General features: G+C 40.7%; 23 protein-coding genes and 1 riboswitch. All 23 genes read left to right on the forward strand.

Annotated elements, in window-relative coordinates; all coding sequences use genetic code 11:
* Positions 1-23 precede the first annotated feature (23 nt).
* A complete protein-coding gene (locus PISS_RS04470; RefSeq protein ID WP_058154323.1) occupies positions 24-1049 on the forward strand; it encodes a hypothetical protein in 1026 nt (341 codons plus the stop codon).
* A 234-nt stretch (positions 1050-1283) separates the two neighbouring features.
* Entirely contained in the window at positions 1284-2123 is an 840-nt protein-coding gene (locus tag PISS_RS04475) for a flagellin N-terminal helical domain-containing protein (RefSeq protein WP_010391170.1), read from the forward strand.
* A gap of 123 nt (positions 2124-2246) precedes the next feature.
* Positions 2247-3545 (forward strand): flagellar filament capping protein FliD, encoded by a 1299-nt coding sequence (gene fliD / locus PISS_RS04480; RefSeq protein WP_058154324.1) that lies wholly within the window; start codon positions 2247-2249, stop codon positions 3543-3545.
* A gap of 6 nt (positions 3546-3551) precedes the next feature.
* A complete protein-coding gene (gene fliS, locus PISS_RS04485; RefSeq protein WP_010391173.1) occupies positions 3552-3938 on the forward strand; it encodes a flagellar export chaperone FliS in 387 nt (128 codons plus the stop codon).
* Between the two features lie 243 nt (positions 3939-4181).
* On the forward strand, positions 4182-4499 hold the full coding sequence (locus PISS_RS04490) for a hypothetical protein (RefSeq protein WP_232311336.1): 318 nt from the start codon (positions 4182-4184) through the stop codon (positions 4497-4499).
* Complete coding sequence (locus PISS_RS04495) at positions 4496-5785, forward strand: flagellar hook-length control protein FliK (protein ID WP_058154325.1); 1290 nt, start codon at positions 4496-4498, stop codon at positions 5783-5785. Before PISS_RS04490 ends, PISS_RS04495 begins: the two co-directional genes overlap by 4 nt.
* Positions 5786-5810: 25 nt before the next feature.
* Positions 5811-6242, forward strand: coding sequence for a flagellar basal body-associated FliL family protein (locus tag PISS_RS04500; RefSeq protein WP_013464390.1), 432 nt, complete (start codon positions 5811-5813; stop codon positions 6240-6242).
* Between the two features lie 9 nt (positions 6243-6251).
* Positions 6252-6974 (forward strand): FliA/WhiG family RNA polymerase sigma factor, encoded by a 723-nt coding sequence (locus PISS_RS04505; protein ID WP_058154326.1) that lies wholly within the window; start codon positions 6252-6254, stop codon positions 6972-6974.
* A gap of 17 nt (positions 6975-6991) precedes the next feature.
* The gene (motA, locus tag PISS_RS04510) at positions 6992-7855 is read left to right on the forward strand and encodes a flagellar motor stator protein MotA (RefSeq protein ID WP_010391179.1); all 864 of its coding nucleotides are present in this window, start codon (positions 6992-6994) and stop codon (positions 7853-7855) included.
* Complete coding sequence (locus PISS_RS04515; RefSeq protein ID WP_049775587.1) at positions 7855-8853, forward strand: flagellar motor protein MotB; 999 nt, start codon at positions 7855-7857, stop codon at positions 8851-8853. The genes motA and PISS_RS04515 overlap by 1 nt, the downstream gene beginning before the upstream one ends.
* Positions 8846-9247 carry a PilZ domain-containing protein gene (locus PISS_RS04520; protein ID WP_058154327.1) on the forward strand — a complete coding sequence of 134 codons (402 nt, stop codon included), beginning with the start codon at positions 8846-8848 and terminating at the stop codon, positions 9245-9247. Before PISS_RS04515 ends, PISS_RS04520 begins: the two co-directional genes overlap by 8 nt.
* A gap of 33 nt (positions 9248-9280) precedes the next feature.
* The gene (locus PISS_RS04525; RefSeq protein ID WP_013464394.1) at positions 9281-10186 is read left to right on the forward strand and encodes a FliM/FliN family flagellar motor switch protein; all 906 of its coding nucleotides are present in this window, start codon (positions 9281-9283) and stop codon (positions 10184-10186) included.
* A gap of 3 nt (positions 10187-10189) precedes the next feature.
* Positions 10190-10522 carry a FliM/FliN family flagellar motor switch protein gene (locus PISS_RS04530; protein WP_013464395.1) on the forward strand — a complete coding sequence of 111 codons (333 nt, stop codon included), beginning with the start codon at positions 10190-10192 and terminating at the stop codon, positions 10520-10522.
* A 4-nt stretch (positions 10523-10526) separates the two neighbouring features.
* Positions 10527-11279, forward strand: a complete 753-nt coding sequence (gene fliP, locus PISS_RS04535) for a flagellar type III secretion system pore protein FliP (RefSeq protein ID WP_013464396.1) — start codon at positions 10527-10529, stop codon at positions 11277-11279.
* Positions 11276-11545 carry a flagellar biosynthetic protein FliQ gene (locus PISS_RS04540; RefSeq protein WP_013464397.1) on the forward strand — a complete coding sequence of 90 codons (270 nt, stop codon included), beginning with the start codon at positions 11276-11278 and terminating at the stop codon, positions 11543-11545. The genes fliP and PISS_RS04540 overlap by 4 nt, the downstream gene beginning before the upstream one ends.
* Complete coding sequence (gene fliR / locus PISS_RS04545) at positions 11542-12321, forward strand: flagellar biosynthetic protein FliR (protein ID WP_028835454.1); 780 nt, start codon at positions 11542-11544, stop codon at positions 12319-12321. The genes PISS_RS04540 and fliR overlap by 4 nt, the downstream gene beginning before the upstream one ends.
* Before the next feature lie 4 nt (positions 12322-12325).
* Entirely contained in the window at positions 12326-13456 is a 1131-nt protein-coding gene (flhB, locus tag PISS_RS04550) for a flagellar biosynthesis protein FlhB (protein WP_013464399.1), read from the forward strand.
* Between the two features lie 16 nt (positions 13457-13472).
* Positions 13473-15548 carry a flagellar biosynthesis protein FlhA gene (gene flhA / locus PISS_RS04555; RefSeq protein ID WP_016899411.1) on the forward strand — a complete coding sequence of 692 codons (2076 nt, stop codon included), beginning with the start codon at positions 13473-13475 and terminating at the stop codon, positions 15546-15548.
* A 139-nt stretch (positions 15549-15687) separates the two neighbouring features.
* Positions 15688-15770, forward strand: a riboswitch (cyclic di-GMP riboswitch).
* A gap of 95 nt (positions 15771-15865) precedes the next feature.
* The gene (locus tag PISS_RS04560) at positions 15866-16738 is read left to right on the forward strand and encodes an OmpA family protein (protein ID WP_028835452.1); all 873 of its coding nucleotides are present in this window, start codon (positions 15866-15868) and stop codon (positions 16736-16738) included.
* 20 nt (positions 16739-16758) lie between these two features.
* The gene (locus tag PISS_RS04565) at positions 16759-18072 is read left to right on the forward strand and encodes a sigma-54-dependent transcriptional regulator (RefSeq protein ID WP_058154328.1); all 1314 of its coding nucleotides are present in this window, start codon (positions 16759-16761) and stop codon (positions 18070-18072) included.
* A 17-nt stretch (positions 18073-18089) separates the two neighbouring features.
* Positions 18090-18413 (forward strand): flagellar hook-basal body complex protein FliE, encoded by a 324-nt coding sequence (gene fliE, locus PISS_RS04570; RefSeq protein ID WP_010391195.1) that lies wholly within the window; start codon positions 18090-18092, stop codon positions 18411-18413.
* 8 nt (positions 18414-18421) lie between these two features.
* The gene (gene fliF, locus PISS_RS04575) at positions 18422-20149 is read left to right on the forward strand and encodes a flagellar basal-body MS-ring/collar protein FliF (RefSeq protein ID WP_058154329.1); all 1728 of its coding nucleotides are present in this window, start codon (positions 18422-18424) and stop codon (positions 20147-20149) included.
* On the forward strand, positions 20130-21149 hold the full coding sequence (locus PISS_RS04580; RefSeq protein ID WP_028835449.1) for a FliG C-terminal domain-containing protein: 1020 nt from the start codon (positions 20130-20132) through the stop codon (positions 21147-21149). Before fliF ends, PISS_RS04580 begins: the two co-directional genes overlap by 20 nt.
* Position 21150: the final 1 nt, after the last annotated feature.

Here is a 21150-nt window from a genome sequence, read left to right on the forward strand (position 1 = left end):
TATAATACTTTCAGGAACTAACTATGCTGGTTAAAAGTAGCGAAAAAGCGCAAGCAATTGACTTGGTTAATACCAATAAATCGGATGCACTCGTTACATCAACAAAGGATTCTGCTAACAATTTGTGGAAAAACAAAATTGTTGCCAGAGAGGACCAAGTTAAAGTACTGACTGGCTGGGCGCAGCGCGGGGCACTGAGTCAAGCGCTAGCAAAAGCCGAACAAAGCGAAAGCACTATTCGTAATTTGTATATGGGACTTGAAAAATTAGCACAACAATTAAATACCCAAGCTGCTAATACTCAGCCACAACCTATGCAACAACAGCAAATTAAAGTGCAAATAGCGTCATTACAAAACATAGCAAATAAAAAAGGCTCAGGACTTGATACCCAGCTGAAAATAACGGATCCAAATCGCGCTATTAGCAAACAGCTTAATGCAAATATAGACCTGCTTAGCGCACGTCCACATGAAGAAAATATCCAGTTAGTGATGGGTCGTTCGGGCAAATCATTAAGCTTAAAGATACCAGCCTATCAAGATGAAAAAACCAATTTAACTGCCATTCAAAATGCGTTTGCACCACATCATATAAATGTTGAGCTTAATCGTGAAAACCGTCTGCTTTTTAGTGCGCAAAAAGATAATGCGGCTCCACTTTTAGAGCCTTGGGTGATGAGTGGTCAAGGTGTACGAGTTGCGGCGGGTAACCCGATTTCGTTGCAGCTCAATGATTTAGATAACCCTCTGAATGAACTTGCTAAAATAGCCGATAAAAATGCCACTATTGCTCAGCACCGTGAGCAAATTCAAACTGCGCAGCGCCATTTAAAAGCGAATTTAATAAAAATTCAGGCACAAAAACAACAATTACAAAGCCAACTAGAGCAGCTTGACTCTGCTAGTTCATTAGCTAACACTGATGAACTACTTGCTTTAAGTCTAGGGGTTAAACAGCACATGCAAAACCCAAGTGTAAATAGTGTGGCTGCGATTATGTCGCAAGCAAACATTACTCGTAATATGGTGCAATACTCACTCACCTAATTTTTTAATGCAGCAATTTAGTATTGCTGCATCGTTTTTTATTTCTGCTATTCCTCTTATCTGCTTTTAGCCAACGAAAATGCCTATTTTACTCGCTTTGAACACATAGCTTAAAAAAATATAAAAATAATTAGAAAAAAGTTTAGGTAATTAAAAATATGGTCGCTCTTAGTTATTAGAAGGTGATTTAGGTTCACTAATTACTTTAGCTATTCATTTAAAGAGGAAATAAACATGGCTTTATCAATTCAATCAAACATGGCTTCAATGTCAATCCAAAACCAACTTGGTCGTAGCAACAACGATTTATCTACAGCGCTTGAGCGTTTAGGTTCTGGTTTTAAAATTAACTCTGCAAAAGATGATGCGGCTGGTCTACAAATCGCTTCACGCTTAAATGCACAAGTACGTGGTCAAGACGCTGGTTTATACAACGGTAACAACGCTATGTCTATGATGCAAACTGCTGAAGGTGCGTTTGATGAAATGACTAACATTGCTTACCGCATGAAAGAACTTGCTACCCAAGGTTCAAGTGATACAAACGGTGCAAAAGAATGGGCTGCACAAAGTGCAGAATACACAGCACTAGCTACTGAGCTTACAAACATCATGGACAACACATCGTTTGGTGATGGAACTAAACTTTTAGCAGCTACTGGTAAGTTTGGTGCAGGTGCGGTTAACTTCCAAGTAGGTTCAAGTGCAGCAGAAACCCTTAATGTTGATATTTCTACTCAGTTAGGTGCTGTAACAACAGCCATTGGTTCTGCTGCTGCATTTACTGACGTTGCAACAGCACAAGCGCAGATTGCGTTTGTTGATACTTTAGTTGGCGAAATTGGTACTGCACGTTCAACGCTTGGTGCATCAATGAACCGTCTTGACCATACAATGACTAACGTATCTAACATGAAGCAAAACACTCAAGCTGCTGTAGGTACGTTAATGGACGCTGATTTTGCTGCTGAAACATCAAACATGACTAAGCAACAATTGCTAATGAACTCTGGTATCTCGGTACTGAGCACAGCTAATAGCACAACACAAATGATTGGTTCACTACTTCGTTAATAGTGATTAATCAATTAAGTATGCATAGCTACACCTAAGGTGTAGCTATTATTGTTTATAGTCATAAGTAAAAATATTTACTTTAGATTTTTTTGCTTATAACTAAAATGCTTGGAGATTAAAATGAGCTCTGCAATAGGAATCAATCCTGGGCAATTAGCCTCACAATATACACAAATTGAGCGTAGCGCTAAAGATCAGCAATTAAGTACTAAAAGTAGCCTTTTTAGCAATCAAATTAAGGCGTTTGATAGCCTGAAAAGTAATTTATCAAACTTTTTTGATGACTTACAAACCAATCTTAAAGATACCAGTAGCTTGTTTGCTAACACCGCTACGGTGAGCAATTCATCCGCATTAGCAGTAACAGCAAGCGGCACAGCAGCCAGCGGTGAGTACGATGTATTTGTCGAGCAATTAGCACAAGCACACCAAGTGGCATTGAGTTTTGATCCGGCTAAAGCTTTAACCACGGATGGTGAGTTGAGTATTGATTTGGCAGGCAGTGCGTTTAGTGTTGACTTTGCAAGCCTTGGCGCCGATGCATCATTAACTGATGTTGCTAATGCCATCAACTCACATGTTGATAATAGCGGTGTTAAAGCCTCTGTTGTGCGCTCTGGCACAGAAACCTTTTTAACTTTAACTAGTACTGAGTCGGGTGCTGCTAATCAGGTGGGGGTGAGCTTTACTGAAGGTACGGATGCCAATGGCAGTGATATCACCAATGCTATAACAAACAAACAAGATTTAACCTTAGCGCAAGATGCGATTGTCAAACTAGGGGCTAACTCAGCACTTACCATCACTTCAAGCAGTAATAAACTCGATACGGTTATTGATGGGGTAACGATTGATTTAACGCAGCCGCAGTCGCTGGGCGATCAGCCAATTCATATATCAATTAGCCAAGATCAAGACAGCTCTAAAGAAAACATTCAAAGTTTTGTGGATAAGTTTAATTCGCTCACCAATGGCATTACCAGTAACCAGTACTTAAAACGAGATAATATGGCTGCCGGCCTTGCTCGCTCTTTACGCAACGATTTTCAGGGTACGTTTGAAGGTAAAACCTTGTTCTCTGTGGGTATTGAGTTTGATCGTAGCGGTAACTTAAAAATAGATAATAAAAAACTTGAAGAAGCTATGGCTACTAATCCTGAGCAGTTAACCAGCATGCTGACAGGTGAAAACGGGTTGTTATCTAAGCTGGAAACCCGCGTTGAGCCTTTCACTAAAAGCTATGGTTTGATGACGGATAAAAAGCAGTCATTGCAAGCGAGCTTAAATATAGTCAATAGGCAACAAAAAGATCATGAAGTGTCTATGGAGCAAGTGTACCAACGCTACTTGTCGCAGTTTACACAAATGCAACAGACTATTGCACAATTAGAATCTACAATGGGTCAATTTGGGAGCTAAACATAGATGTTAGATTTAAATGATGGCTTTTCAGCCTATAAAAGTACATCAGTAGATGCAAAAGCGGCCAGTGCCGATATTCATAAATTAGTATTGATGTTATTTGATGGTTTTTCAGATGAGCTTGAAAAAGTCACAGGCCACATAAAACAAAAAAGATACGATAAAAAAGCCGAAAGCATCGAAAAACTAATGCGCATTTTAGGCGGGCTTGAGGCCTCATTAGATCTTGAAAAAGGCGGTGAAGTAGCGCAAAACATGCAAAACCTTTATCAGCATTGTGGGCAAGCATTATTGCAAGCCAGTATAAAAAATGACTTGAGCTATATTGACTCCACCCGTGTAGTGATGACCAACTTGCAAGAAGGGTGGCAAGGCTTAGGTACACAATAAACAAATCTAAACCAGCTACCAATAGCTGGTTTTTTCATTTTTAACACGGCTTTTTTATATCTCCCCCCACTGCCTAAATAATTATTCAATTCATTATTAATAACATATCACTTCCTTCCGAGGTGGAAGTTCCGCTTCCGCTTTTTGGGTTTTTATTTTATTTTTTGTTATAAAACAGCGGCTTAAAGTTGGCTTGTTTATTGCTAAATGAAACATGAACTTATAATGAATTTAGTATTGCTAATGGAACACTCTCAAAAATACGCAGCGCAAAAAATGGAACAATTACTTAGCACCATGGAAGATGCTATCCATGAGAGTAATTGGTATGAGGTTAAATCAGCCGATAAGCAGCTGCTTGCATTTTATAATGAGCTGCAAAATATGCCTTGCTTTAGTTCAATGAAGGCTGAACAAAATAACTTAAAAGCACGTTACGTTGACTTAATCGACCTAGTGAGCCAAAAACAAGCGGCCATTAAAGTAAAAATGCAGCGCCACCAGGAAGATAAAGAAGGTTTAATTGCGTATAAAAAAGTACAACAAGGACAGTCATTATGAGTATCCAAGCAAATACTATGGCGACAAAGACTGACTTTGGCAGTGCCACTAATAAACCAACCATATTAAAAAGTAGTACGCCTGCAGATGCGCAAGAACAACAGAGCGAGCTTGAGCCGTTTACGCTTTCTTCAAAGCAACAGCAAACAAAACAGCAAAATGTGCAAGGTGAACAACCTCAAGAAAGTTCAGAACAACTAGTGCAAGAAGATGCCATTACAGAAACACAAGAAATAATAAATCCGCACTTTTTAAACACTGCAAATTATAATCTTGATAGCAGTAAAATAAACGCGCCTGTCACAAATTTACTCAACTCAAATAGTAACCTTGCTCTTGATAACGGCACTGCAGCAGTGGAAACACCACCAGCACAACTTGTTATTGATGAGCAGTTAAAGAGTAAGCCTTTAGAGACTCTGCATGAAGAAGGCATTATAACTCAAGAGTCAGCTAAAACTGCGTCTGTACAAAATATGACAGTGCATAGTGATGTTTTAACTGTGCCTGCTGCAGCTATAAATGTAACGCCAGCGAATACACCCGTTAATAAAGAATTAAATACACTCGATTTAGCCAAAGCACCACAAACATTGTATTCGCAAGCGCTTTTGAATCGATTAAATCAACCTTCGGTAGTGTTGAATACTTATGGACACGCGCAATCAAGTAGCCCAACCAATGAGCAACTAGCTGCACAACCGAGTATTGGGCTCAGTAAGCTCGAGCTTGCTGCACTGACACAAAACACGCAATCGAAACTTCTCAACGTTGAATCTCGTGAAGGCAGCAGTCAAAAATCAGCATTAGTGAATGCTTTTTCATCTGCCGCCACCGCGCCAGAAACATTTGAGTGGCAAAAAGAGAAATTAAAAGAGGCTCCCAGTGAATGGGGGCAGCGCTTATTGCATGTACTTGGCGACAAGGTAAAGCTGCAAATAGGCCAGCAACTTCAGCGTGCGCAAATTAGATTAGATCCTCCAAACTTAGGCAGCATTGAAATATCTATCAATATTGAAGGTGATAAAACCTCAGTTAGTTTAACTACGAGTAATGCGCAGGTTAGAGATGCCATAGCGCAAACTTTAGAGCAGTTACGTCAGTCTTTGTCGCAAAACTCAAATACCACAGTGGATGTTAATTTGAGTGATAAACAGCAGCAACCTCAACAGCAAAGCGACAATAGCGACATTGCAAATAATCATACCGAGATGCCTTCAATGGATGATGACAACAACACTCGCACGCCTAAATCGCCATTAGATTGGTTGGATTTATTAGTATAACTACCTTGGATTAAGAGAGATAAAAGTGAAAAAAATAATAATAGCCCTAACTGTAATTGCACTTATTGCGGCTGCCTTTTTTGCGGGACAGTTTTTTAACGACAGTGACTCATCAAAAGAAGGTCCGCAAGCAGATATAACAAAAGTCGAATACCACGAAATGGAGCGCTTTATTATAAGCGTATCAGAGGACTCAATTGCCCGTTATTTAGTGCTCGACTTGGTACTTGTGACTTCACCATCTGTATACAACACAGGCACAGAGGCGATGGAGCCGCTTGTAAGAAATGTACTGGTAAAACAGTTTGCCAATATGAGTCATAGCCAAGCAAAAGCCGCTTTTAAAGATATAGATGCGGTTCAAAAAAACTTATTAGAGCAGTTTAATTTAGTGTTAGCGAATACGGTATCTGTTCGATTGGATAACGTACTTATTACGAACGTCTTCATTCAATAGGCCATCGCCATGATGTTGCAAGAAGAGTGGGGCGAGTTAATAACAGAACCACCAGTCACCTTAACGCCACAAAAAGAGACGCAACTATTATCGCAGTACGCTTTTTTGGTGAATAGAGCGGCTGCGCACATGCGTACTCAAGTGGGTGTTATTGTCGATAATGATGATATTTATCAAATAGGCATTATTGCGCTGTTGTCGTCTATTCGTCGCTATGGTCGGGATTTAGATGAGAAGTTTGCTGCATTTGCGTTTAAGCGTATTCGTGGTGCTATGTTAGATGAGTTTAGGCGTGTCGATTGGCGCCCACGACAGTTAAGGCAGCAGTCTCATCAGCTTCGTGATATGAGCCGTTCACTGCAAAAAAAGCTCGGTCGTGATGCAACAGACACCGAAATGTGTGAAGCATTAGGCATAAGCCATAAAGAGCTTATTCAACTGCACTACAGTGAGCAAGCCGAGGCATTTGATAGCCTTGAAGCGCTATTAGAAGCTAACCCTAATTTAGCGCTTACCAGTGCCCATACACACGACAAAGAAGAGACAGCAGCTACGCTAAAAGCGGCCATGAGCAAGCTCAATACCCGAGAAAAGCTGCTCTTACAATTGTATTACATGCACGAAATGAATATGAAAGAAATAGCATTAACACTCGATTTAACAGAGGCACGTGTTTGCCAACTTCATAAACAAGCACTTGAAGCGCTCACACAAGCGCTTCAAAAAATCTAATACCTAAGGAATAAAGAATGCAAAGAGTTATAGGGTTAATAGTGGTACTTGCAACAGTATTAGGTGGTTTTGCGTTTGCCGGCGGTAACATTGCCACTATGTGGCAGCCATACGAGTTTTTAATCATTTTTGGCGCTGGCTTAGGAGCGCTAATTGTGGGTAATTCAAAGTATGTACTGACAGAAATGCTATCGCAATTAAAGTATCAATTTATTAGTGGTAAAGGAACCGATACGTCTGAGCTGTACCATGACTTACTACTCGTTATTTACTCTTTATTAGACTTAGCCAGAGTGAAAGGCATTAAAGGATTAGATGAGCATGTTGAAAACCCAGAAACCAGTTCTATTTTTCTTGCCTACCCTAAAGTGTATGAGTTCCCACAGCTAGTTACTTTTATTTGCGATAACTTACGTTTATTTAGTATGGGAAAAATAAACTCTCATGACTTTGATGCCATGTTAGAGCAAGAGATTTATACCATTGAAGAGCAACGTCTTAAACCTTCTCATTCACTGGCCAATATAGCTGAAGCTATGCCAGGTTTTGGTATTTTAGCAGCGGTTGGCGGCATTATTATTACCATGCAGCATCTTGATGGGCCTTTAAGTGAAATTGGCTACCATGTAGCAGCGGCGTTGGTGGGTACTTTTATTGGTATTTTTGCTTGTTACTGTTTAATTGCACCACTTGCCTCAGCAATGGAGCAGTATGTAAAAAAACAAGTGGCAATGTTTGAATGTGTGCGTGCCATGTTAGTGGCGCATGCTAAAGGGCATGTGCCTATTGTGGCGACTGATTCAGGCCGAAAATTAATTAATGAAGAAATTAAACCGACCTTTACCACCATGGAAGAGTGGATCACTAACAAGGCGGCTTAATGATGGAAAACAAAAATCAAGAAATCGTCATCAAACGCTCTCGTAGAAGAGCAACCGAAAAGCCTCATGGTGGTGCTTGGAAGGTTGCCTTTGCCGATTTTACTTTGGCGATGATGGCGTTTTTTATGGTGATGTGGATCATGGCGATCACCAATGAATCTGAGCGTGAAGAAATAGCACACTATATGCGAACTCACTCAATTTTTGATGGTGGCCCCGCTATTTTTGATCCTCAAAACAGCCCATTCCCCGTTGATTTAGGGGGATCTCCTTCTGTAATTAAGCACTTAGAGTCGGGAATTACGCCTCCGGACTCTCCAAAACCTGGAATGAGTGAAGTATTACAAGTGCCCGATGGCACCGTTGAGCCTAAAGCTGGGCAAGGCGAGAAGTTAAATTCAGCCATTGATAGCCAATTTGAAGCTTCATCTGAGCTGAGCTTATTACTGGAAAGTATTGATGAACTCAGTAAAGAAGAGTTACTAAAAAATAACTTACTAGTTGAAGAAGTGCCCTTGGGGCTCAGAGTGATCATTAGAGACGACAAGCACCACCAAATGTTTGAACGCTCAAAGTCGCAAATGACTCCGTTTTTTGAAGATCTGTTTTTATACCTTGGCGGCTTAGTAAAAGACATTAATAACAAAATTATTATTTCTGGGCACAGCGACGCCAGCCTATTTATTGATGGTAGCTCTCGTAATTGGGATATTTCTGGCGATAGGGCGCAACAGGCCAGAAAAGTGATGACCATGGGCGGAATGCCATCAAGCCAAGTGTTGCAAGTAAATGCATTCTCCTCTAATCGACCACTGAACAAAGAAAACCAAAAAGCCAGTGAAAACAGACGGGTTGAACTACTTATTTTAACTAAAGATGCAGAGGGAAAATTTAATCAGTTGTTTGATGATAGCAATATTAATAACCCAGTAAAAAAATCTGCCAGTGCGGCAACTGCTAATAAACCTGTGCTACGCCTTGAAGAGAATTATGAGTAACCAATCAGAAACTAAACGAAGTTACAAAAGATGGAATTTAAACCTCAAAGATAATTACGAGCTAGAGTCAGTTCAGCTTGGCGGGGTGGGCGTACAGTTACTTCGCCGCTGCTTTATTGATATTCCACTTTGTCATGGCGTTGCAAAAGACATTAGCGTGGGTGGTGTGGGTTTATTAGTGCCTGCTGAAAAGGCTATTCCTGACAAATTTATTGTGGTTTTTGATAAAGCCAATCGATTGACTGGCAAGGTAACGTACCGCCGCGAAGTAAGTGACAAGTTAGTGTTTTTAGGGGTTGAGTGGATAAGTAAAAATGAGCGCCTACGCAGCGATATAGTTAACCATTTACAGTTACAAGCCCAATTAAAAAAAGCAAAAAAAACCAATGCATAGGCAACATAGAAATGAATCAGGAAATACAGTGATATGAGTAAAACGTTAAGCGCTAAAGCAAAGTTAATTAAAGCGAAAGATTCTGAGCATATTACTCCATTTGCACTAACGCTAGAGCAAAGAGCCTACGAACACGCGCAGCAAAAAGCAGCGCAAATAAACGTCAATATTCGTAAAGCATTGGAGTTAGAACTTGCCCAATTATTTAACGACAGCCGCTTTGATGTAGAAATTTCGCCTTGTTCGCATTCAACCATTAATAGTTGGTTTAAAGAATCGCCTAGAATATTTCTTGCCTGTCCTTTATTTGCACCCACTCAAGGCGAAGCTTTCTTAGCGCTTGATTTTCAAAGTGCTCATAAAACAGCTGATTTATGTTTAGGCGGGCAATTCAATAATTCAGATAATTCAAGCCACGATTACTCGCCTACCACGAATGAATTGAGTGCAACAGAGAGCCGTATTTGTGGCCGTTTATTACAACGCCAAGTGCAAGGTATTCAGGGCTTATTATTTAGAGAACGCTCTGCGCTATTAGGTGAAATACAAAAATCACATGCTTTACCAGAAGCATTACAATATTTGGCTTTTAAAGTGCGGTTTATATTAGAAAGCCAAGTAATAAGTTGGTTTTTATGGCTACCAATTAGCTTTTTTTGCGCAGCCGATAGCGAGCAAGACCCAGCAAGTAGCGACACACTCAATACCGATATGTGGGCACAGTTTGCAGTGCAAGGTCAGATTGAAATGGCAAAGAAAAAAGTCACTTTAAAGCAATTAAAAGCTTGTGTGGCCGGCGGTGTCTTACCGATTGAGCTTAATGAAGCGGCGCTATTTAATCTAGGGCATAAACAAATATTTAAAGGCCAAGTCGTTGAGCAAGAGGCTGGCTTAGCATTTCAAATCACACAATTATCAAACAATACAACGAGTAATTAAATTATGAACGAAAACCTTGATAGTGCCTTAGCGGGCTTAGAGCTGGATGCTTTTGATGGATTTGATGATAAATCTGCTAATAAAACGAACGAAGGCAGTATGTCATTTTTTCAAGACGTTCCTTTGTTAGTGACTCTTGAAGTGGCAAGTACTGAAATTACCTTAGGCGAGCTTAGCCAAGCCAAAGAAGGCGACGTGCTTAAACTAGATAAAGTAGCCGGCGAAGCGCTTGATGTAAAAGTGAATGGGGTGTTTTTTGCTAAAGCAGAAGTCGTGATGGTTGAAGGGCAGTATGGTTTGAAATTTGCTCAAACAGATACCGCAAAGGATCAGTAAAAAAATGAATAAACGCGTAATTTTTAAAGTTAGCCTACTGTTGATCATGTTGTTTATACCAAGCTGGCTAAATGCAGAAGAACTTACGCTGTTTTCGCTAAAAGATACGGCCGACGGACAAGACTATAGCGTTAAACTGCAAATACTTTTGTTAATGACGGTATTGAGCTTATTACCTGCGCTATTAATGGTTTTAACGTCTTTTACGAGGATTATCATTGTATTGGCGATTTTACGCCAAGCAATGGGGTTACAACAAAGCCCGCCGAATAAAATTTTAATTGGCATCTCACTGATGCTCACCATGTTGATTATGCGACCGGTTTGGCAAGATATTTATCAAAACGCGTATACGCCTTTTCAGCAGCAAACCATAGGATTAGAAGACGCTTTACTCACCGCTGAAAAGCCTTTACGTGCTTTTATGCTCAGACAAACCCGTGAAAGTGAGTTGCGCCAAGTGCTACTAATTGCCAATGAGCCAACGACACTCACCGCCGAAGAAATTCCGTTTGAAGTGTTAATGCCTGCGTTTGTATTAAGTGAGCTTACTACCGCTTTTCAAATTGGCTTTATGTTGTTTATTCCTTTTTTAATTATTGACTTAGTGGTCAGTAGTGTATTGATGTCTATGGGTATGATGATGCTATCGCCGCTGATCATTAGTTTACCGTTTAAGCTCATGGTGTTTGTACTTGCCGATGGCTGGTCAATGATAGCGGGTACACTGGCGGCTACATTTGGAATGTCACCATGACCCCAGAAATGTCGGTAGAGCTTATTTCAAGCGCAGTTTACACCATCATCAAGCTCATTTTAGTGCTTATTGTACCCGGATTATTGTTGGGTATTGTGGTCGCCATTATTCAAGGTGCTACTTCTATCCAAGAGCAAACTCTGACGTTTTTACCCCGTATGTTATTAACCTTGTTAATGGTGGTATTTGCAGGCCATTGGATGCTACAAATTTTGATTGATTGGTTTGATAAGCTCAAATTTATGTTACCTGGGGTATTTGGTTGAGCTCATTACTCTCTTTAACGTCTACTGATTTAGTCAGCTGGATGGGCACGCTTTGGTGGCCATTTGTGCGTTTTTCTGCACTTTTATGGTCTATGCCGGTATTTGATAATCCGGCGGTAACGCCGCGCTCTCGTATTTTAGTGTCTATGATGTTGGCTTTTTTAGTCGCCCCGCAGTTACCGCTAGCCCCTGCTATTGACTTATTTTCTTTGGATGCGGTCATTTTAACGTTCGAACAAATCATTTTTGGGGTGATGATGGGGCTATCACTGCGCATCTTGTTTGAAGTGATGGCGATGATAGGGCTGATTTTATCCATGCAAATGGGTTTGTCGATGGCGCTTGTTATGGACCCAGGCAGTGGTAATCAAGTTGCCCTGTTAGGGCAATTATTTTGGATTATGTGTGCCTTATTATTTTTTGCTGTTGATGGCCACCTGATAACTCTACAAGTTATGGTGGAGAGTTTTCATAGTTTTCCGATTGGGCGCAGTATTTATGAGTTTGATATTCAATCGATCATTATGCTATTTGCGTGGATGTTCTCCTCTGCTTTACTGCTTTCGCTACCAGGAATAGTCGCCATGTTATTGGTTAACTTAACCTTTGGTGTGGCAAGTAGAGCAGCGCCGTCATTGAATATTTTTGTATTGGGTTTTCCTATGTCGCTGTTGATGGGCTTTTTCTGTGTATTTATGACCTTAGAGTACACTGGAAGTGCGTTTTCAAGGCTAACGTATTATGTGCTAACAACCTTTGCACAGGCGATGAGGTAGCGATATGTCTGAAAATAGCTCGCAAGAAAAAACAGAACAACCCACAGAAAAACGGCTAAAAAAAGCCAAAGAAGACGGCCAAGTTGCGCGCTCAAAAGAGCTTAACACCGCTATTTTATTAATGGTTAGTATTGCTGGGCTATTGTGGTTTGCCAATTTATTTTACAGCTTATTTGTTAACTTAATGAACAGTACCATGGTGCTGGATCACACAATTATAAATAACAAAAAAATGATGCCCATCGCATTGAGTGACGCCATTATGAATATGCTGTCGACCCTTACGCCGTTTTTATTATTAAGCTTTTGCGCAATGTGGATCACTGGGTGTTTACCGGGTGGGTTTGTGTTTTCAAAAAAACTGGTCGCACTAAAAATGAGCAAGCTCAACCCATTAACCGGGTTAGGCAAAATGTTTGGTAAACAGTCGTTAGTTGAGCTGCTTAAATCGATATTAAAAATAACCTTACTGGCGATTTGCTTATATACCTTTTTAACCAAGCTGTGGATGCAGCTGATGATGTTACAAAACTTAGATATCAAAGTGGCGATAGGCCAAGGTATTGAGCTGTTATTTTTATCATTAATGATCACGGTAACTTTGCTGCTTTTTATTGCGGTTATTGATGTGCCTTTTCAGCAAAAACAGATTGCTGATAAAATAAAAATGACCCACCAAGAAGTAAAAGAAGAGCGCAAATCTTCAGACGGTAGCCCTGAGATAAAAAATAAAATTCGGCAAATACAATATCAGCAATCAAACCGAAAAATTGAAGAGCGTGTTCCCACTGCCGATGTCATTGTCACCAATCCAACTCATTATGCTGTGGCAATAAAGTACAGTGAAGAGGCAGCTAAAGCCCCTTATGTTGTCGCCAAAGGCGTGGATGAAATGGCGCTGAGAATACGCGAAGTGGCCCGTATGAATAACAAAGAAATTATAGAAATCCCTGCATTAGCACGGGCTATTTATTTTTCGACCCGGGTCGACCAAGAAGTGCCTAACGGCTTATACAGTGCGGTTGCCTATGTACTGACCTACGTATTGCAACTAAAAGCATACAAGCAAGGGCGTGGGCAAGCACCCGCAGCCTTACCTGAATTAACAATCCCTAAAAACTTACAGAAACCTTAGATGTTGGAGTTATAATTTGAACTGGCGCAGTTTTACTCAACCTTACACCGCTATTCCTATTTTGCTGTTAGCTGTTTTGTCGATGGTTATTTTGCCATTACCAGGATGGTTATTAGATGCATTATTTACCTTCAACATTGTATTGTCAGTGATTGTATTGTTGGTAGCTGTGTCTACTAAAAAACCGCTCGATTTTTCTGTATTTCCGACTATTTTGTTAGTCGCCACCTTGATGCGTTTAACCCTAAATATTGCCTCAACACGGGTAGTACTACTACACGGTCATGAAGGCTCAGATGTCGCTGGTCGCGTTATTCAAGCGTTTGGTGAAGTGGTTATAGGTGGTAACTACGTCGTTGGTATTGTGGTGTTTGTCATTTTAATGGTGATTAACTTTGTGGTTATTACCAAAGGTGGCGAGCGTATTTCTGAGGTGGCAGCTCGCTTTACCTTAGATGCTATGCCCGGTAAGCAAATGGCAATTGATGCCGATTTAAATGCCGGATTAATTGGACCTGAGCAAGCAAAAGAGCGACGTAGCACCATAGCCCAAGAGGCTGATTTTTATGGCTCTATGGATGGTGCCTCAAAGTTTGTGCGCGGTGATGCCATTGCCGGTTTAATTATTTTAGTGATTAACCTACTCGGTGGTGTATCAATAGGTGCTTTTCAACATGGTTTAAGTTTAGCCGAAGCGTTTCAACGTTTTGCCCTATTAACCATAGGTGATGGCTTAGTTGCACAAATTCCCTCGTTGCTGTTAGCCGTTGCTGCTGCAATTATTGTTACGCGAATGAACGATGAAGGTGATGTGAGTGAAGCGGTCGGTAAGCAGTTACTTGCCTCTCCGCGTGTTATTTTTACCGCCGCTTTAATCATGGTCACGCTTGGTATTGTGCCTGGGATGCCAACTGTCGCCTTTTTAGCATTTGCTGCGCCATTGTTTTATGTTGCTTGGCGATTGCAGCGCTCTCTCCCTGATAACTCCTTAATTGAAGCAGAGCAGATGACCGACACCATTTTAAGTGAGCAACAAGCTAACTTAGAGTGGGGAGATATTTCTCATGTTGATAAGCTGTCGGTTGAGCTTGGCTTTCGTTTGGTTTATTTAGCTGATAAAGACAAAGGGGAAGAGCTGGTAAAAACCTTAAGAGGTGTGCGTAAAAATCTCTCTGAACAACTTGGGTTTTTATTACCGGAGATCAGAATAAAAGATAACCTGAAACTAAATCCACAAGAGTACAAAGTAAACTTAGCCGGTGTCCCCGTTGCCAGTGCCAATGTGAATGCCAAAGAGTTACTGGCGTTAAATACCGGGGATGTATATGGCAGCTTAGATGGTGAAATAACCACCGACCCTGCTTATGGGCTTGAAGCTGTATGGATAAAAGATGACAGCAAAACCCAAGCGTTGAATATGGGCTACTCGGTGGTAGATTTAGGCACCATTATTGCCACACACACTGGTAAGGTGATCAAAGAGCATTTAGATGAGCTATTCAGTTATGAGGATGTACAAAAACTCAATGAGCGTTTAAAAGAGATTTCACCTAGCTTAGCGGAAACCTTCGAAAAAGCCTTACCCACTAACTTGCAGCTTAAAGTCATTCGTTTATTGCTTAAAGAGCACATTAGCATTAAAGATATTGTCACCATTGCAGGCACTTTAATAGACAGTGTTGAGGTAACTAAAGATCCTATTCTACTGGTTTCAGATGTGCGCTGTGCTTTGCAAAAAGTATTAGTAAAACAGGTAATGGGTAATCGTGATGAACTCAGTGCTTATAGCTTAGATGAAAAACTAGAAAGTACCTTACAAAGCTCACTCGACCAAGCGATGCAAGCAGGCAAAGTTGTACTGGATAGTTTTGCGGTTGACCCCAATTTACTAGGCCAATTTCAACGCACTATGCCACTGATTGTCGAAGATATGAAATCAAGAGGGGTAACACCTACATTAATTGTGGTGCCACAGTTACGACCCTTGCTGGCACGTTACGCCAAAACCTTTACTAAAGGCAGCTTAGTAGTTCTTTCTTATAATGAAATTCCAGATACCATTCGTGTTGATATACTCGGATCGTTGGGATAATTAGTTAGATTTCATCTATAAAATGAACTTAGCATGAATTTTGTAAGTAATATTTGCAATTAATTCTATTTAACTATAGTCTATTGTTTTTATTATACATAGTTACTAGTTTTTATGTTGGTAAAAAACAATGCATAAGTAAATTAAATGGCAAACTATGCGAAAGCATAGGACGCAAAGCTTCCAGTCTAAGGCAATCGCTACGATCGTGGGGTTACATTAACTTAGTGATATTAATTAATACCTTGTTTGTATTTGTTGTATTTCGCTATTCATTTAAAAAACTTAATTGTTCTCTAAACTTATACGGAATACTCATGAACGGATTTCCTAACATTATTAAATTTGCACTTCCTTGTGCATTATTTTTGACGCAATCAGGGCAGGCTGCAGAACAAAACCTGGTCCAAAGTTATGAAAACTCGACTTGGACTGTTAAGGGCGATTCTTTCGCTTGTTCGCTACAACAGCGCTTTGAAAATTATGCGTTGCTTGAAGTTAAAACCGTGCCAGCACAGCAGCAACAACTTGTGTTTACTTGGCTTTTAAAAGATAAGCCAATAACACGCTTGCACGTTTCATCACGCAAAGCCGATTGGCAATCAGCAAATACAGTACTCACCCCACTTAACTTCACATCAACAGATATCGAAGACAATAAAGTGCAATTTTCAGCGGATGTAAGTGCTTTACTTCGTTTAATTAAGCAAGGTGGTTGGTTAGACACTTTAGTCAGCTTTAAAGATGAGCAGTTGCGCCTAACGTTTACCAATACCCATAGCGATGAAATAGTTGCAGATTATCAACAGTGTTTAAATAACCTTTCTCCGCTTTCTTGGGAGCAAGCACGTGATCATCAGTTACAGTTTGCCAGCGGGCAGCGCACGGTAACAGCTGAAAAAGACTTAAAATTTCTAAAGGATTTAGTGCGTTATATTTCTTTAGACAATCGCGTTAGTAAAGTACTTGTGGATGGCCACACCGATAATACAGGCTCGCCGCTATCTAATCGGCTGCTTTCAAAAGAAAGAGCGGATGACGTAGCTTCAAGACTCATTGAATTTGGTTTACCCAAAGACATGTTAGAAGTGAGAGCGCATGGTCAACGCTACCCCATTATTAAAAATTCAAAGCAGGGCGCATCGTCTAATCGCCGTGTTTTAGTTCGTCTTTTCAGACACTCAAGTTAATTGCATCGTAAGGGAATTATATGAGTCAAAGATACCTCTTATGGATCAGTGAACAACAGCCAACGCCTGAAATTCAGCAAGTTGTATTTGCCGAAAATTTTAAGTTTTTGCATACAAACTCCATCAGCGATGCGGTTAGTCACTGTCTTATTAATAAACCTGAGCTCGTGTTTGTTGATGCTGATACTCAACAACTCGAGCTGGTTGAATTAGTAAAATTACTGCGCAAAACATGCCCAACTTCACAAATTGTGACTTTAGTGGATTCATCGCAAAGTGAAATTGCTTCAAAAACAATTAATACCGGTGGCGCTGTTGATTATCTCTTAAAACCTTTCTTTGCTGAACAGCTTAAAAAAACAATCAGAAACACTGATTCAATGAAGCATGGGTTTGAAGATTTAATCGCTGTTTCTACTAAATCACAGCAAGTATTACGTTTAGCCAACCGCGCTGCACATACCTCAGCAGGCGTGTTAATCACCGGCGAGTCTGGAACAGGTAAAGAAAAGCTCGCGCACTTTATTCATAAAGCTTCAGATCGCAAAGATAAGCCATTTATTGCAGTTAACTGTGCTGCTATCCCAGAAAATATGCTCGAAGCTATGTTATTTGGATTTAATAAAGGTGCGTTTACCGGCGCTGTAAATACCCAGCCAGGCAAATTTGAATTAGCCAATGGCGGTACTATTTTACTCGATGAAATTACTGAACTACCGCTCGATTTACAAGCTAAGTTACTGCGCGTATTGCAAGAGCGCGAAGTTGAAAGACTGGGTAGTCATCAAAAAATCAATTTAGATATACGCATTATTGCCGCCTCCAACCGCGTACTGCGTGAACAGGTTGAGCAAGGCGCTTTTCGTGAAGACTTATTTTATCGTTTAGATGTATTACCACTTAGTTGGCCTGCACTTCGGGATCGTGTTGATGACATCATCCCATTGGCTTATCACTTTATCAAAAAATATGGCAACTCTGAGTTTCACATTAGTAAACAAGCAGAAGATGTGATGCTTTGTTACAACTGGCCAGGGAATGTGCGTGAAATTGAAAACGTAATCCAACGCGCCTTAGTGATGGCCAGAGGGGCAGAGATTCAGGTCGAAGACTTAAATTTACCGCAATGCTCACCGGCGGCGGCAGCTTATTGTGCCACCCAGTTAAAAGAAAATAAAAAGCAGGCAGAATTTGATTACATATACAGTTTGTTGAGTCGATTTAAAGGGCATCGTACCCAAACAGCACAGGCGCTTGGGGTAACTACCCGAGCATTAAGATACAAAATTGCCGCAATGCGTGAATGCGGTATTGATATTGATGCAATTGCATAATTTGAAGGAAAAATAAAATGTCGCCAATTGAAAGTCAACAAATGATGCTGGGCAAAATGATGGACATGCAAAAAATTGCAGGTCCAGAAAGTATAGAGCCGGCTGCTATCAGTAATCAAAATGTAAATATTAGTGAAGATTTTAAGCATGTTATTCGCTCTATCAACGCCCAACAAAATATTGCCGGTGAGATGGTAAAAGCCGTTGATACCGGTGAAAGTGAAGACGTAGTAGGGGCGATGATTGCCAGTCAAAAAGCAGGGCTTAGTTTTTCTATGCTAATGGAAATGCGCAATAAAGTGCTCAATGGCATTGATGATGTCATGCGCATGTCACTGTAGAGGCTGATATGAAAGGAGAATTAGCAAAAGTACCTGAGCAAAATGAGAGTAACCTAAAAGAAAGAGTGGTTAATCTCTCAAATAAATTAAATTTTGGCAGCTCAGGTGACAGAAGTGTCGCGACCATTGCTCTACTAGCGACATTAGTAGCGGCAACCATAGTCCTTATTTTATGGACATCGGCTAAAAACTACGTGCCGCTCTACGGTAACCAAGAAAGCTACGATAAAGCCAATATTTTAGAGATTTTAGATAAAGAGCAAATCACGTTTCGCATTGATACCGATAGCGGCAATATTTTGGTTCCTCAAGAAAAGCTGGCGGATGCACGTATTACGCTTGCGGCCAGAGGAATAAAAGCCTCTATGCCTGAGGGAATTGAAAATATTAGCGATAAAGTGTCTATGGGCACCAGTCAATTTATCGAATCTATGCAATACCAGCATGCCTTAGAAGGTGAGCTGGCGCGCACCATTATTAACATGCAAGGTATTCGTAACGCACGCGTACATTTAGCGGTACCTAAACGCAGCTTGTTTGTTGGTCGTACTGAGCAAAAAACCGCAGCGTCTGTGATGGTTGATTTAGCGCCAGGCCATGAGCTTAAACCGGAACAAGTGGAAGCCATTATTGCACTGATTATTGGCAGTGTGCCAGGGCTTGATTCTCGTTCTGTGTCGGTGGTGGATCAGCGCGGTAAACTACTCAGCGGCGACTTATTTGATACCACCCCAGTAGGCAAAGAAACCGATAAAAAACTCGCCTTTATCGAAAAAGTTGAGCGCAACATAGAGCAACGTGCCTCTATTATGTTGTTGCCAATTTTAGGCGAAGGCAATTTTAGAATTCAGGTTTCAAGTGATGTTGACTTTAGCGTGGTAGAAGAAACCCGTGAAATGGTTGACCCACAAAATGTATTAACACAAGAGTTTATTAAATCTGATAGCACCATGGATCAGCTGGCGGCGGGCATTCCGGGTTCTTTAGCTAATGAGCCACCAGTGCCAAATGAACAAGCTGAAGATGAAAACAACGAGCGTACTTCACAACGAAGTGAGAGCAAGCGACAGTTTGAAAATGGCCGCTCAGTCACTCACACCCAATTTGAAGTAGGCCGAATTAAAAACATGAGCTTATCGGTACTTATTAATGAGCAAGTAGCAGGTACTGCTGATGGCTGGAGCGAAGAAAAGCTCGCTTCATTAGGTGAAATGGTAAAAAAAGCCACGGGGTTTAACGACGCACGCGGCGATCAATTCAACATAACTAGCTTTGCCTTTGTAGAACAAAAAATACTTGCCCCAGGTGAAGGCCTTGAGTGGTGGCAAATGCCAGAGCTTAAAGAGTATGCCCGTTATATTGTTGGCACTTTAATTAGTTTATTGCTGATTTTATTTGGCGTGCGTCCATTAGTTAATCACTTAATTAAAGGCAAAAGTAACGACGCAAACAACGCCATGGCAACCACAGATAATGAGGTTAAGTCAGTCTCTGCAACAGAAAGACAAAGTAGTCCGCTTGATGAAGCCATTAATGCGAAATCGCAAATAGAAAACTTAACTGCCAAAGAGGGCGCAAGCGAACATCAAAATATGTCGTTACCGCAAATAGGCAATGACTTTGAAGAACAGATAGCGCACATGCAGTTACTTGCTAATAAAGAAACCGAGCGTGTCACATCGGTAATAAAATATTGGGTAGAACAAGGAGTTGAAATTGAATCAAGAAAAGCTTGATAAAGGCTCACAATTACCGGCGTTAGATCGCGCCGCTATTTTATTGCTAAGTATGGGCGAGGAAAACGCCGCCAGTGTTATTCGTAAATTAGGCCGCCGTGAAGTGCAGGCTATTTCTGAGCGTATGGCTAAAATTTCAAACGTTACTCAACATGATGTTGCAGGCACCTTGAGTGAATTTTTTGATTGCTACCGCAATGAAAGTGGCGTCAATGGTGCATCGCGTGTGTATTTAGAGCGAGCACTCGATAAAGCCGTCGGTAGAAAGCTTGCCAAAACTATGCTTGATGATATTTATGGTGGTGCCATGAATGACGATTTACGTCGTTTAGAGTGGATCCCGCCTGAACTTATCGTGCGCTTTTTAGAGCAAGAACACGTGCAAATGCAGGCGCTGTTTTTGGCTTTTTTACCGCCAGAGCAAGCCTCTGCCATTATTGTGCTGTTTCCAGAATCCAAGCACGATGACTTACTTTATCGTATTGCGAGTCTTCGTGAAGTGAGTGAACACGTTATTGATGATGTGCGCTTAACGCTTGAATCGTGTATTGAATTTGTTGGCCGCCAAGTTGGCGCGCAGGTCAATGGCGTCGATAAAGCAGTTGAAATTATGAATCGTTACAACGGTAATAAGAGCCAAATTATCGAACTAATGAAAAAACATAACACTAACGTGGCTGATGAAATACAAGAAAAAATGTACGATTTTGACAGCTTAATTAAGCAAACAGACGAGACATTAACCTTGTTGCTTAATGACATTCCTGATGAGTTATGGACGATGTCATTAAAGGGTGTAAACAGTGAGTTTTTAGCGCGTGTTTTAGGTGCACTACCTAAACGTTTAGCGCAAGTGTACCAACAGCAAATTGACGGATTAAGTGCACAACCACTGAGCAAAGTGATTGCCGCCAGAAAAGAAATTATGTCGATTGTCAGAGACATGAGCAAACAAGGTGATATTGAATATCGCTTATTTGAAGAAGAGACTGCAGGCTAAC

It is taken from the genome of Pseudoalteromonas issachenkonii, from assembly GCF_002310795.1.
In the GTDB taxonomy this organism is placed as follows: domain Bacteria; phylum Pseudomonadota; class Gammaproteobacteria; order Enterobacterales; family Alteromonadaceae; genus Pseudoalteromonas; species Pseudoalteromonas tetraodonis.

Excerpts from the sequence above, each read along its gene's own strand:
- PISS_RS04470 (WP_058154323.1), top strand. The coding sequence starts at position 24 with ATGCTGGTTAAAAGTAGCGAAAAAGCGCAAGCAATTGACTTGGTTAAT.
- PISS_RS04475 (WP_010391170.1), top strand. The coding sequence starts at position 1,284 with ATGGCTTTATCAATTCAATCAAACATGGCTTCAATGTCAATCCAAAAC.
- fliD (WP_058154324.1), top strand. The coding sequence starts at position 2,247 with ATGAGCTCTGCAATAGGAATCAATCCTGGGCAATTAGCCTCACAATAT.
- fliS (WP_010391173.1), top strand. The coding sequence starts at position 3,552 with ATGTTAGATTTAAATGATGGCTTTTCAGCCTATAAAAGTACATCAGTA.
- PISS_RS04490 (WP_232311336.1), top strand. The coding sequence starts at position 4,182 with ATGGAACACTCTCAAAAATACGCAGCGCAAAAAATGGAACAATTACTT.
- PISS_RS04495 (WP_058154325.1), top strand. The coding sequence starts at position 4,496 with ATGAGTATCCAAGCAAATACTATGGCGACAAAGACTGACTTTGGCAGT.
- PISS_RS04505 (WP_058154326.1), top strand. The coding sequence starts at position 6,252 with ATGATGTTGCAAGAAGAGTGGGGCGAGTTAATAACAGAACCACCAGTC.
- motA (WP_010391179.1), top strand. The coding sequence starts at position 6,992 with ATGCAAAGAGTTATAGGGTTAATAGTGGTACTTGCAACAGTATTAGGT.
- PISS_RS04515 (WP_049775587.1), top strand. The coding sequence starts at position 7,855 with ATGATGGAAAACAAAAATCAAGAAATCGTCATCAAACGCTCTCGTAGA.
- PISS_RS04520 (WP_058154327.1), top strand. The coding sequence starts at position 8,846 with ATGAGTAACCAATCAGAAACTAAACGAAGTTACAAAAGATGGAATTTA.
- PISS_RS04525 (WP_013464394.1), top strand. The coding sequence starts at position 9,281 with ATGAGTAAAACGTTAAGCGCTAAAGCAAAGTTAATTAAAGCGAAAGAT.
- PISS_RS04530 (WP_013464395.1), top strand. The coding sequence starts at position 10,190 with ATGAACGAAAACCTTGATAGTGCCTTAGCGGGCTTAGAGCTGGATGCT.
- fliP (WP_013464396.1), top strand. The coding sequence starts at position 10,527 with ATGAATAAACGCGTAATTTTTAAAGTTAGCCTACTGTTGATCATGTTG.
- PISS_RS04540 (WP_013464397.1), top strand. The coding sequence starts at position 11,276 with ATGACCCCAGAAATGTCGGTAGAGCTTATTTCAAGCGCAGTTTACACC.
- flhB (WP_013464399.1), top strand. The coding sequence starts at position 12,326 with ATGTCTGAAAATAGCTCGCAAGAAAAAACAGAACAACCCACAGAAAAA.
- PISS_RS04560 (WP_028835452.1), top strand. The coding sequence starts at position 15,866 with ATGAACGGATTTCCTAACATTATTAAATTTGCACTTCCTTGTGCATTA.
- PISS_RS04565 (WP_058154328.1), top strand. The coding sequence starts at position 16,759 with ATGAGTCAAAGATACCTCTTATGGATCAGTGAACAACAGCCAACGCCT.
- fliE (WP_010391195.1), top strand. The coding sequence starts at position 18,090 with ATGTCGCCAATTGAAAGTCAACAAATGATGCTGGGCAAAATGATGGAC.
- fliF (WP_058154329.1), top strand. The coding sequence starts at position 18,422 with ATGAAAGGAGAATTAGCAAAAGTACCTGAGCAAAATGAGAGTAACCTA.